Source organism: Enterobacter sp. JS8-1 (assembly GCF_049187015.1).
Classification (GTDB): Bacteria; Pseudomonadota; Gammaproteobacteria; order Enterobacterales; family Enterobacteriaceae; genus Enterobacter; species Enterobacter mori.
Window position 1 is genome coordinate 4,787,646 of the sequence record NZ_CP185805.1, and the last position, 12,825, is coordinate 4,800,470.

The 12,825-nt window shown below is 57.2% G+C and carries 10 protein-coding genes; 7 read left to right on the forward strand and 3 right to left on the reverse strand.

From position 1 onward, the window contains the following. Positions 1-79: 79 nt before the first annotated feature. Complete coding sequence (locus tag ACOQH0_RS22825) at positions 80-880, reverse strand: DeoR/GlpR family DNA-binding transcription regulator (RefSeq protein WP_421511258.1); 801 nt, start codon at positions 878-880, stop codon at positions 80-82. A gap of 34 nt (positions 881-914) precedes the next feature. Further along, the gene (locus tag ACOQH0_RS22830) at positions 915-1,811 is read right to left on the reverse strand and encodes a sugar kinase (RefSeq protein ID WP_421511259.1); all 897 of its coding nucleotides are present in this window, start codon (positions 1,809-1,811) and stop codon (positions 915-917) included. A gap of 155 nt (positions 1,812-1,966) precedes the next feature. Here ACOQH0_RS22830 and yihU point away from each other — a divergent pair, with 155 nt between their 5' ends. The 7 genes from yihU to ompL all read left to right on the forward strand — a co-directional run bounded on the left by yihU (position 1,967) and on the right by ompL (position 10,704). Beyond that, complete coding sequence (gene yihU, locus ACOQH0_RS22835) at positions 1,967-2,857, forward strand: sulfolactaldehyde 3-reductase (RefSeq protein ID WP_407586217.1); 891 nt, start codon at positions 1,967-1,969, stop codon at positions 2,855-2,857. A 17-nt stretch (positions 2,858-2,874) separates the two neighbouring features. Beyond that, on the forward strand, positions 2,875-3,750 hold the full coding sequence (gene yihT / locus ACOQH0_RS22840; protein ID WP_421511260.1) for a sulfofructosephosphate aldolase: 876 nt from the start codon (positions 2,875-2,877) through the stop codon (positions 3,748-3,750). A 14-nt stretch (positions 3,751-3,764) separates the two neighbouring features. Beyond that, positions 3,765-5,006 (forward strand): sulfoquinovose isomerase, encoded by a 1,242-nt coding sequence (gene yihS, locus ACOQH0_RS22845; RefSeq protein ID WP_421511261.1) that lies wholly within the window; start codon positions 3,765-3,767, stop codon positions 5,004-5,006. Between the two features lie 16 nt (positions 5,007-5,022). Next, positions 5,023-7,047 (forward strand): alpha-glucosidase, encoded by a 2,025-nt coding sequence (locus ACOQH0_RS22850; protein ID WP_421511262.1) that lies wholly within the window; start codon positions 5,023-5,025, stop codon positions 7,045-7,047. Between the two features lie 45 nt (positions 7,048-7,092). Beyond that, positions 7,093-8,475 carry an MFS transporter gene (locus ACOQH0_RS22855; protein ID WP_421511263.1) on the forward strand — a complete coding sequence of 461 codons (1,383 nt, stop codon included), beginning with the start codon at positions 7,093-7,095 and terminating at the stop codon, positions 8,473-8,475. A 43-nt stretch (positions 8,476-8,518) separates the two neighbouring features. Then, positions 8,519-9,943, forward strand: coding sequence for an MFS transporter (locus ACOQH0_RS22860; RefSeq protein WP_421511264.1), 1,425 nt, complete (start codon positions 8,519-8,521; stop codon positions 9,941-9,943). A gap of 74 nt (positions 9,944-10,017) precedes the next feature. After that, entirely contained in the window at positions 10,018-10,704 is a 687-nt protein-coding gene (gene ompL, locus ACOQH0_RS22865) for a porin OmpL (protein WP_023333894.1), read from the forward strand. A 63-nt stretch (positions 10,705-10,767) separates the two neighbouring features. Here the strand turns inward: ompL and typA are convergent, their stop codons facing one another. Further along, complete coding sequence (gene typA, locus ACOQH0_RS22870; RefSeq protein WP_010436831.1) at positions 10,768-12,591, reverse strand: ribosome-dependent GTPase TypA; 1,824 nt, start codon at positions 12,589-12,591, stop codon at positions 10,768-10,770. Positions 12,592-12,825: the final 234 nt, after the last annotated feature.

Below are 12,825 nucleotides of genomic sequence, written 5' to 3' on the forward strand. Positions count from 1 at the left end.
AAGATAAGGTTTGGCTATGCGTGTGATTCAGCTTAAAGAAAGGAATGGCCCGAACGTGAATGTCGGGCCAGGAGAAGCGTTAACCTGCCTGCTGTTCGTCGGCTGAATTCACTTCAATAATTTCAACCTTGCTGAATTTAAGATGATTTTGCAGCGCCGAGCCGGGGAGCTGGTCTGTGAAGAGCGCCGTCGCCTGCGCCACGTTGCCGATTTCGACCGCCGCAGAGGCCTGATATTTCGTATGATCGGCCGCCAGTAAAATGTGGCGGGCGTGAACGATCATGGTTTTCACCACGCTAGCCTCGTTGACGTCAAACTCCATCATCGCGCCGTCGTGCTCAATCGCCCCGACGCTGGTCACGAGATAGTCCGCCCGAAAACCAGACACAAACGCCGTTGCCGCCGGGCCGATAATGCCGCCGTTGTGCGGGCGCAGCGTGCCGCCCGGCACCATCACTTCGAAGCGCGGGTTCTTATACAGAATATGCGCCACCCGCAGGCTGTTGGTGATGATGCGCAGATGATTATGGTTAAGCAACGCCCGGGCAACATGCTCCACGGTCGTCCCGATGGTGATGAAAATAGTCGAGCCGTCCGGGATATAGTCAGCAATCGCTTCGGCAATGGCTCGCTTCTCATCGGTAAGCGAGACTTCGCGCTGTTCGAATGCGGTATTCACCACGCTGGATGCCCTGCCCGCGCCGCCATGATGACGCGTGATCAGCCCCTGCTCGCTGAGCTTGCGGATATCCCGGCGCACCGTCTGCGTCGACACATCCAGCAGCTGCGCCAGTTCATCAATGTTCATATAGCCGCGATCGGCAATCAGCGTCAGCAGCCGATCGTGACGCGGGTTGCCGGTTAGTTCGGTAGGGCTCATGGGCTGTCCTCTGAATACCATCACGTTCCGCATTTTATACAAAAAGTGACAAAAAAGAGCGGGTTTGATCACAGTCGGGTATACCCGCGCGCCCGCCGGGCTTTGTGCATTTCAGGGCTGCGACGGCGCTGGCAAAACGCACGGCGTCAGCTGCGGACGATTGTTGCCCAAGGCTGACCGCCAGCGCGCCATGGAAAACGTCGCCCGCCCCGGTGGTATCCACCACTTTCACCTCAAAGCCGGGCTGATGGCACAACGCGCCGTTTTCCAGCCAGAAGCAGCCGTCTCGCCCCTTCGTGACATACACATGTCCATTTGTGAGCGTTTGTGCTTTTCGCAGCGCGTCTTCTGTTTCATCCTGCTGCGTTAAGCGCCGTAGCCCCGGCGCGGAGAAAGCTGCATGATCGCTTAAGGCAACCAGCTCCGCGATGCCCTGCGGGGTGACGTCTGCATCAAGCAAGGTCGGCACGCCCTGCTGGCGGGCAAGGGTAAACGCCTGCTTTGCCCCGTCGTGCCAGCGCACGTCTGCCAGGACGATATCCCATTGCGAGAAGTCGATTTCACGCAGCCAGTCTGCCGCGGCAGGGAGATCGGGGCTGGGGTAGTTCGCGATAACACGCTCCCCGCTGCCGTCTACCAGCACCGCCGACTGTGACGAACGGGCTCCCTTAAACACGTGCGTAAAGCGGGTATTCACCCCCAGGGATTCCAGCTCCGCGAGCAGTCGTCTGCCGGTATCGTCGTCCCCTACCCGACCAATAAAATCCACTTCCACGCCCAGTTTTGCCGCCGCCACCGCCGCAGTTGCCGCCGGACCGCCGCCCACTTCCGTATAGTCTTTTGCGACATACTTCCCACCTTCTTTAGGCAAATCATCGAGATACCAAATGCGATCCAGCACGGTAATGCCGACACAAACGATGCGAGTCATGGTGATTCCTTCTGCGATTTCTGATGCTTTCATTTTAATTTCATCAAATGTTTAAAAAGTGACCCGTGTCAATTTTTTGACTATAAATTACAAATACGATCAAAAACAGACAACACAAACGCGCAAAAATTGACACGATGTGACAGGAGAGAGGCATGTCAGCAATCGCATTTATCGGTTTAGGGCAGATGGGCGCGCCAATGGCGAAGAATCTACTCAAGCAAGGCCACCAGCTTAACGTTTTTGATGTGAACCCGCAGGCGGTTCAGGCGCTGGTGGAGAACGGCGCGCGGGCGGCGGCAACGCCAGCGCAGGCCGCAACGGATGCCGAATTCGTGATTACCATGCTGCCAAACGGCGACCTGGTACGCAGCGTACTGTTCGGCGAGCACGGTGTATGCGAGGGGTTATCCCGCGACGCGCTGGTGATTGATATGTCCACCATTCATCCGCTGCAAACCGACGCGCTGATCCGCGAGATGGCTGAGCGCGGCTACAGCCTGATGGACGTGCCCGTCGGACGCACCTCTGACCATGCCGTCGCCGGCACGCTGCTCCTGCTAGCAGGCGGCACGGCGCAGCAGGTTGAGCGCGCCACGCCCGTATTAATGGCGATGGGCAACGAGTTGATTAACGCCGGCGGACCGGGCATGGGCATTCGCGTAAAGCTTATTAATAACTACATGAGCATCGCTCTGAACGCCCTGTCGGCAGAGGCGGCCGTACTGTGCGAAGCGCTCGGCCTCTCCTTTGACGTGGCGCTCAAGGTGATGAGCGGCACGCCTGCGGGTAAAGGTCATTTCACGACATCCTGGCCGAACAAAGTACTGAAAGGCGATCTTTCGCCCGCCTTCATGATCGACCTTGCGCATAAAGATCTGGGGATCGCCCTGGACGTGGCCAACCAGCTCCACGTCCCAATGCCGCTGGGCGCGGCTTCCCGCGAAGTTTACAACCAGGCACGCGCCGCCGGGCGCGGGCGCGAAGACTGGACGGCCATTCTTGAACTGGTTCGCGCATCTGCCGGGCTGAAAAAAACACACTGATACGAAAGGACTGAGGAATGACGATGTACACCCTGAAAGATATCACCCGACCTTCCGGCGGTTTTGCGATGCTGGCCGTGGACCAGCGCGAAGCGATGCGCCTGATGTTTGCTGCGGCAGGCGCGCCGGTGCCGGTAACCGACCAGCACCTCACGGATTTTAAGGTCAACGCGGCGAAGATTCTGTCGCCGTACGCCTCTGCCATTCTCGTCGATCAGCAGTTCTGCTATCGCCAGATTGTGGAGCAGCAAGCCGTTGCCAAAAGCTGCGCGATGATTGTGGCGGCCGACGAGTTTATTCCGGGGAACGGGATCCCGGTCGACAGCGTGGTGATCGACAAGAACATCGACGCACAGGCGATCAAACGTGATGGCGGCAAGGCGCTGAAGCTGCTGGTGCTATGGCGCAGCGATGAAGATCCGCAGCAGCGTCTTGAGATGGTGAACGCATTCAACACGCTGTGCCACGACAACGGGCTGCTGAGCATTATCGAGCCGGTTGTACGTCCGCCGCGCTGCGGCGCCGCGTTTGACCGCGAACAGGCAATTATTGACGCGGCAAAAGAGCTGGGCGACAGCGGCGCCGACCTCTACAAGGTTGAGATGCCGCTGTTTGGCAAAGGCACGCAGCAGGCGCTGCTGGCGGCCTCGCAGAAGCTGAACGAGAACATCGCCATGCCGTGGGTGATCCTCTCCTCCGGGGTGGACGATAAGCTATTCCCGCGCGCCGTCAGCGTTGCCATGCAGGCGGGGGCATCGGGCTTTTTAGCCGGTCGCGCCGTCTGGTCATCGGTGATTGGCCTGCCGGACACCGAGCTGATGCTTCGCGATATTGCCGTACCAAAACTGCAGCGTCTGGGTGAAATCGTCGACGAAATGATGGCTCGCCGCTAAGAAAGGACACGAACATGAAATGGTTTAACACCCTGAGCCATAACCGCTGGCTCGAACAAGAGACCGACCGCATTCTCGATTTCGGTAAAAACGCCGCCGTGCCGACCGGCTTTGGCTGGCTGGGCAATAACGGCCAGGTCCGCAGCGATATGGGCACCCATCTGTGGATCACCGCCCGCATGCTGCACGTGTACGCGGTGGCGGCAAATATGGGCCGTCCCGGCGCGTATGCCCTTGTTGAGCACGGTATTAATGCCCTTAACGGGCCGCTGCGCGACAAACAGCACGGCGGCTGGTATGCCTGCGTTAGCGATGAGGGCGTGATGGATGCCTCCAAGCAGGGCTATCAGCATTTCTTCGTGCTGCTGGGCGCGGCGAGCGCCGTGACCACAGGCCATCCAGAGGCGCGCAGACTGCTGGACGATGCCGTCGAGGTGATTGAGCGCTATTTCTGGAGCGAACAGGAGCAGATGTGCCTGGAGTCCTGGGATGAAGCCTTTAGCAAAACGGAAGACTATCGCGGAGGTAACGCCAATATGCACGCCGTGGAAGCTTTCCTGATCGTTTATGACGTGACCCACGACCGGAAATGGCTCGACCGCGCCCTGCGCATCGCCTCGGTGATTATTCACGACGTAGCGCGCAAAGGGGAGTATCGCGTTAACGAGCATTTCGATGCGAACTGGAACCCAATCCGCGATTACAACATCGATAACCCCGCCCACCGCTTCCGCGCCTACGGCGGCACGCCGGGGCACTGGATCGAGTGGGGCCGCCTGATGCTGCACCTGCGCGCCGCGCTGGAAGCCCGCTTTGAAACCCCGCCGGAATGGCTGCTGGAAGATGCGAAAGGGCTGTTCCACGCCACCATCCGCGACGCCTGGGCACCCGACGGGGCCGACGGGTTTGTCTACTCCGTGGACTGGGACGGAAAGCCTATCGTGCGCGAACGCGTGCGCTGGCCGATCGTCGAGGCGATGGGCACCGCCTGGGCGCTCTACACAGTGACTGGCGAGGCGCAGTACGAAGCCTGGTACCAGAAGTGGTGGGATTACTCCATCAAATACCTGATGGATTACGAGAACGGTTCCTGGTGGCAGGAGCTGGACACCAACAACGAAGTAACCACCAAAGTCTGGGACGGCAAGCAGGATATTTACCATCTGCTGCACTGCCTGGTGATCCCCCGCCTGCCGCTGGCGCCGGGCTTAGCGCCTGCCGTAGCCGCCGGATTACTGGATAGCCTGGCCAAATAATAAAGACGGAGTTTTTATGCGTACCCTACACAATATTGACCTAAAAAATAACGAAAGTGGTTTTACCCTGCGCTGGCAGGACCGTCTGATTTTATCCCACACCCCGGCTGAGCCTTGCCTGTGGATCGGCGCTGGCGAGGCCGATATCGAGATGTTTCGCGGCAACTTCAGCATCAAAGACAAGCTCAACGAAAAGATTGCCCTTACGAACGCAACCGTCACGCAGCAAAGCGCGGGCTGGGCGATCCGCTTTACCCGCGGCGATGCGGTGAGCGCGACGCTGCTGGTGGACGTCGATGCGGAAGGCCGGCTGGAGCTGAGGCTTAAAAATGATGCTCCCGGCCATAACCGCATCTGGCTGCGGCTGGCGGCTAAGCCTGACGATCATATTTACGGCTGCGGCGAGCAGTTTTCGTACTTCGATCTGCGCGGAAAGCCGTTCCCGCTGTGGACCAGCGAGCAGGGCGTGGGGCGCAATAAGCAGACCTACGTGACCTGGCAGGCCGACTGCAAAGAGAACGCGGGCGGCGACTACTACTGGACCTTCTTCCCGCAGCCCACCTTCGTGAGCACCCAGAAGTACTACTGCCACGTGGACAACAGCTGCTACATGAACTTCGACTTCAGCGCGCCGGACTTTCACGAGCTGGCATTCTGGGAAGATAACGCCACGCTGCGCTTCGAATGTGCGCAAACTTACGTCGATCTGCTGGAAAAACTCACCGGCCTGCTGGGGCGTCAGCCTGAACTGCCGGACTGGGTTTACGACGGCGTGACGCTGGGTATTCAGGGCGGCACCGAGGTATGTCAGCAGAAGCTCGACGCTATGCGCCAGGGCGGCGTGAAGGTGAACGGCATCTGGGCGCAGGACTGGTCCGGCATTCGCATGACCTCCTTTGGCAAACGTGTGATGTGGAACTGGAAGTGGAACAGCGAGCTTTATCCACAGCTTGACGAGCGTATTGCGCAGTGGAAACAGGAAGGCGTGCAGTTCCTCTCCTATATCAACCCGTACGTCGCCAGCGATAAAGATCTCTGCGAAGAGGCGGCAACGCGCGGCTATCTGACCAAAGATGCCGACGGCAAGGACTACCACGTCGAGTTCGGCGAGTTCTACGCGGGCGTTATTGACCTGACCAACCCGGAAGCCTACGGCTGGTACAAAGAGGTTATTAAAAAGAACCTGATCGCGCTGGGCTGCGGCGGCTGGATGGCCGACTTCGGGGAATATCTGCCGACCGATACCTTCCTGCACAACGGCGTCAGCGCCGAGATCATGCATAACGCCTGGCCTGCCCTGTGGGCGAAGTGTAACTACGAGGCGCTTGAAGAGACCGGCAAGCTCGGCGAGATCCTGTTCTTCATGCGCGCGGGCTACACCGGCAGCCAGAAGCACTCGGTGATGATGTGGGCGGGGGATCAGAACGTCGACTGGAGCCTGGACGACGGTCTGGCGTCCGTCGTTCCTGCGGCCCTTTCGCTGGCGATGACCGGGCACGGCCTGCACCACAGCGACATCGGCGGCTATACGACGCTCTTTGATATGAAGCGCAGCAAAGAGCTGCTGCTGCGCTGGTGCGACTTCAGCGCCTTTACGCCGATGATGCGTACCCACGAGGGCAACCGCCCTGGCGATAACTGGCAGTTCGACGGCGACGCGGCAACCATCGCGCACTTCGCGCGCATGACCACCGTCTTCACTACCCTGAAGCCGTACATCAAGGCCGCCGTCGCGCAGAACGCGAAAAGCGGCCTGCCGGTGATGCGCCCGCTGTTCCTGCACTACGAAGACGACGCGCGCGCCTACACGCTGAAATACCAGTATCTGTTTGGCCGCGATCTGCTGGTGGCGCCGGTTCATGAAGAGGGCCGCCGCGACTGGATGCTCTATCTGCCGCAGGACAGCTGGGTCAACGCGTGGACCGGGGAAACCTGCCAGGGCGGTGACGTGACCGTTGATGCCCCGCTCGGCAAGCCGCCGGTGTTCTATCGCCAGCACAGCGACTGGGCAGATCTGTTTAGCACCTTACGTCATATCTGATAAGGCTCGCCCGCAGGGAAACCTGCGGGCAGACGGAGAACAATAATGAGTCAACATACTTCCGATCCGGCAACCCTACGCCTGCCGTTTAAAGAAAAACTCGCCTACGGGATGGGCGACCTCGGCTCTAACATCCTGCTGGATATCGGCACGCTCTATCTGCTGAAGTTCTACACCGACGTGCTGGGGCTGCCGGGTACCTACGGCGGGATCATCTTCCTGATTGCGAAGTTCTTTACCGCCTTCACCGACATGGGGACCGGGATCATGCTCGACTCCCGGCGCAAGATCGGCCCGAAAGGGAAGTTCCGCCCGTTCGTGCTGTATGCAGCGTTCCCGGTGACCTTACTGGCGATTGCCAACTTCGTCGGCACGCCGTTTGAGATGACCGGTAAAACGGTGATGGCGACGGTGCTGTTCATGCTCTATGGCCTGTTCTTCAGCATGATGAACTGCTCCTACGGCGCGATGGTGCCCGCCATTACTAAAAACCCGGACGAACGGGCCTCGCTGGCCGCCTGGCGTCAGGGCGGTGCCACCCTGGGCCTGCTGCTCTGTACCGTCGGCTTTGTGCCGGTGATGAACCTGATTGAAGGTAACGACCAGCTTGGGTATATCTTCGCAGCGACCCTCTTCTCACTGTTCGGGCTGTTCTTTATGTGGTGGTGCTACAAGGGCGTGACCGAGCGTTACGTCGAGACACAGCCTGCAAACCCGGCGCAAAAACCGGGCCTGCTGCAGTCGTTTCGCGCCATCGCCGGGAACCGTCCGCTGTTTATCCTGTGCATCGCTAACCTGTGCACACTGGGTGCCTTTAACGTCAAGCTCGCCATCCAGGTTTACTACACGCAGTACGTGCTGAACGACCCGATCCTGCTGTCGTACATGGGCTTCTTCAGCATGGGCTGTATTTTTATCGGCGTCTTTATGATGCCCGGCGCGGTACGGCGTTTCGGGAAGAAAAAGGTCTACATCAGCGGGCTGATGATTTGGGTGGCGGGCGATCTGCTCAATTACTTCTTCGGCGGCGGCTCGGTGAGCTTTGTGGCGTTCTCCTGCCTGGCGTTCTTTGGCTCCGCGTTTGTGAACAGCCTGAACTGGGCGCTGGTGTCCGATACCGTGGAATACGGCGAATGGCGCACCGGCGTGCGCTCCGAGGGGACGGTCTACACCGGCTTTACCTTCTTTCGGAAGGTATCGCAGGCGCTGGCGGGCTTCTTCCCGGGGATCATGCTCACGCAGATTGGCTATGTGCCCAACGTGGTGCAATCCGCCGGAACGGTTGAAGGGCTGCGGCAGCTGATATTTATCTATCCAAGCCTGCTGGCGGTTATCACCATCGTGGCGATGGGCTGCTTCTACAATCTCAACGAGAAAATGTATATGCGCATCGTGGAAGAGATCGAGCTGCGCAAACGTACAGCATAAATGACGTGATAGAGCGCCCGGCGGGGCGCTCTGAGGATCGACCATGACACATAACACTGATCCGTTAACCCTGAAATTGAGCCTGCGAGAGAAGTGCGCCTACGGGATGGGCGATTTTGGCTCGAATCTGATGCTGTGTATTGGCACCCTGTATTTGCTGAAGTTTTACACGGACGAACTGGGCATGCCCGCGTTCTATGGCGGCATTATTTTCCTGGTGGCGAAGTTTTTTACCGCGTTGACCGACATGCTGACCGGCGTGCTGCTCGACTCCCGGCGTAACATCGGCCCGAGAGGGAAGTTCCGGCCATTCATTCTTTACGCCTCCGTCCCGGTGGCACTGGTCGCAACGGCGCAGTTTATGGCCAATGACTTTAGCCTGACGGTGAAAACAGCCCTCGCCACCGTGCTCTTCATGATGTTTGGCCTCTGCTATAGCCTGATGAACTGCGCCTACGGCGCGATGGTCCCGGCCATCACCAAAAACCCGAACGAGCGCGCGCAGCTTGCGGCGTGGCGTCAGGGCGGTGCAACGGTGGGACTCTTGCTCTGTACCGTCGGCTTTATGCCCATTCAGGCGCTGTTCGTCAGCCAGCCCTCGCTCGGCTATCTGGTGGCCGCGCTGGCGTTCGTCACCGGCGGCCTGTTCTGCATGTGGTGGTGCTATAGCGGCGTGAAAGAACGCTACGTGGAGCTCACGCCGGATCACCATAAGCCCGGCATGCTGAAATCGTTCTGCGCGATTTTCCGCAATCCGCCGCTGCTGGTGCTGTGTATCGCCAACCTGTGTACCCTCGCCGCGTTTAACATCAAGCTGGCGATTCAGGTCTATTACACCCAGTACGTGCTGAACGATCTGCATCTGCTGTCGTGGATGGGCTTCTTCAGCATGGGCTGCATTCTGATTGGCGTGTTTCTGGTACCCGGCGCGGTGAAGCGCTTTGGCAAGAAACCGGTCTATCTGGGCGGGCTGTTGCTGTGGGCGGTGGGCGACGTGCTGAACTTCTTCTGGGGGACCAGCTCCCTGCTGTTCGTACTGTTTTCCTGCATGGCCTTTTTCGGCACGGCGTTTGTGAATAGCCTCAACTGGGCGCTGGTGCCGGACACCGTCGATTACGGCGAGTGGAAAACCGGCATCCGCGCCGAAGGGTCGGTATATACCGGCTACACCTTCTCGCGCAAAATCTCTGCGGCGCTCGCCGGTTTCCTGCCCGGGATTATGCTGACCCAGATTGGCTACGTTCCCCATGCCGTGCAGAGCGCGGGCACGCTGCTTGGCTTACGTCAGCTTATTTTCCTCTGGCCGTGCGGGCTGGCGATCGTGGCCGCCGTGACCATGGGGCTGTTTTATAAACTCAACGAAGCGCGCTTCGCCTTTATTATCGAGGAGATTGGAAAACGGAAAAAACAATCAGCGAATACCCCTGAGATAACCACCAACAATAAAGCGTCAGCAGTCACTTTATAACAATAAATCCGGCCATCCTTTCCTTCCTGTTAATCAGGAGGGAGGCCTTTCTGTACCTGATACATGGACAAATTATGAAAAGAATCATCACTGTACTGATCGTGTCGTCAGTGTCCTGCCCGGTATTTGCCGGAGCGTATGTCGAAACGCGTGAAGCCTACAATACGGCCTCTGAGCTGCACGAGGTGATCCTGCGCGCAGGGTATAACTTCGACATGGGCGCGGGGCTGATGTTCACCAACGCCTATAACGTGGGGAAATGGGATGAGCTCAAGCACAGCTATAACGAAATAGAGGGGTGGTATCCGCTCTTTAAACCGACCGACAAACTCACCTTCCAGCCCGGCGGGTTAATTAACGACAGCAGCGCGGGGTCAGGTGGCGCGGTTTATTTAGATACCAACTACAAATTTACGGACGGGTTCAACCTGACGTTCCGCTATCGCTATAACCATAACAATTACGATACGCCGGACTATAACGGGCAGATGGATAAAAACGACACGCACGAATTTGCCAACTACTGGAATTTCAAAGTGACGGATGCGTTTTTCTACACCTTTGAACCGCACTTTTTCCAGCGAGTGAATGATTACCACAGCAAAAATGGCAAAGACCATCACTGGGAGATTACCAATAAGTTCAGCTATAAGATCGACAGAAACTGGCTGCCGTATCTTGAGCTGCAGTGGCTGGACAGATGGAATGATTACAACCGCGAGCAGTACCGGATTCGGTTGGGGTTACGGTATTCGTTCTAATAAAAAAGCCGCTGATCTCTCAGCGGCTTTTTACATACAGGACAGCGTAAACGCTAACCTGTATTACTCTTCTTTCGCACCGCGCATTGCACGTTTACGATCGTTCTCGGTCAGGTGACGTTTACGGATACGAATTGACTGTGGAGTCACTTCTACCAGTTCGTCGTCATCGATGAATTCCAGAGCTTGCTCCAGGGTCATCTTGATCGGTGGAACCAGAACCGTTGCTTCGTCAGTACCGGACGCACGCATGTTGGTCAGTTTCTTACCGGTCAGGCAGTTTACAGTCAGGTCGTTAGAACGACTGTGAATACCGATGATCTGGCCTTCGTAAACTTCTGCGCCGTGGCCGAGGAACAGCTTACCGCGGTCCTGCAGGCTGAACAGTGCGAACGCAACCGCTTTACCCTGACCGTTGGAGATCAGAACGCCGTTGTTACGCTGGCCTACTTCGCCCGGACGCACATCGTCATAGTGGCTGAAGGTGGAGTACAGCAGACCCGTACCAGACGTCATGGTCATGAACTCTGAACGGAAACCGATCAGGCCACGGCTTGGGATCACGTAGTCGAGACGTACGCGGCCTTTGCCATCTGGATTCATGTTTTTCAGGTCGCCTTTACGCTCACCCAGAGCCTGCATCACAGAACCCTGATGCTGCTCTTCAACGTCCAGCGTTACGTTTTCGAACGGCTCCTGTTTACGGCCGTCGATTTCGCGGAAGATAACTTTCGGACGGGAAACCGCCATCTCGAAACCTTCACGACGCATGTTTTCGATCAGAACTGACAGGTGCAGCTCACCACGACCGGAAACGCGGAATGCATCAGCGTCTGGCGTTTCTTCAACGCGCAGCGCAACGTTGTGCACCAGCTCTTTGTTCAGGCGGTCAAGGATCTGACGAGAGGTAACGAACTTACCTTCTTTACCACAGAACGGGGAGGTGTTGACGTTGAAGAACATGGATACGGTTGGTTCATCAACGGACAGGGCTGGCAGCGCTTCGACTTTCTGCGGATCGCAGATGGTGTCGGAGATGTTCAGTTCACCCAGACCGGTGATGGCGATGATGTCGCCCGCTTCAGCGATGTCGCTCTCGATACGCTCAAGACCCAGGTGAGTCAGTACTTTACCCACTTTACCGTTACGGGTTTTGCCTTCGCTATCGATGATAGTGACCTGCTGGTTAGGCTTAACTTTACCGCGCTTGATACGACCAATGCCGATTACGCCAACGTAGTTGTTGTAGTCGAGCTGAGAGATCTGCATCTGCAGGGTGCCGTCGAGATCAACGTTTGGTGCAGGAACACGGTCAACAATCGCCTGGTACAGCGGGGTCATGTCTTCGGCCATGTCTTCGTGGTCCAGACCTGCAATACCGTTCAGCGCAGAAGCGTAAACGATAGGGAAGTCCAGCTGCTCGTCGGTCGCGTCGAGGTTAACGAACAGGTCGAAGACCTGATCAACAACCCAGTCAGGACGCGCGCCAGGACGGTCAACTTTGTTGATAACAACAATTGGCTTCAGACCATGAGCAAACGCTTTTTTGGTCACGAAGCGCGTCTGGGGCATTGGGCCATCCATTGCGTCAACGACCAGCAGAACGGAGTCTACCATGGACATTACACGTTCAACTTCACCACCGAAGTCGGCGTGCCCTGGGGTATCAACGATGTTGATACGGTAGTCATTCCATTTGATAGCGGTGTTTTTGGCGAGGATGGTAATCCCACGCTCTTTCTCCAAATCGTTGGAGTCCATCACGCGTTCTTGAGTTTCGGCACGAGCATCAAATGTACCGGACTGCTGCAGCAGCTTATCAACCAGGGTAGTTTTACCATGGTCGACGTGCGCGATGATGGCGATGTTACGCAATTTTTCGATCACAACTTTGCCTCAGGCATTTAGAAATAGCGCGTTATTGTACACGGATTAATCGCACTACAAAACAGGATCACAAACATCCCCCGCAAACAAGTATTGCAGAGATGCTTTGTGATCGCTTTCACGGAGCGGTAAAAGGGCACTTTAACGTAAATTGCACCAATATGGTGCTCAATGTTCACATTGAAGCACTATACTGGTGCAACAAATCCATTGTGGTGCAGCCCTTTTGCACTA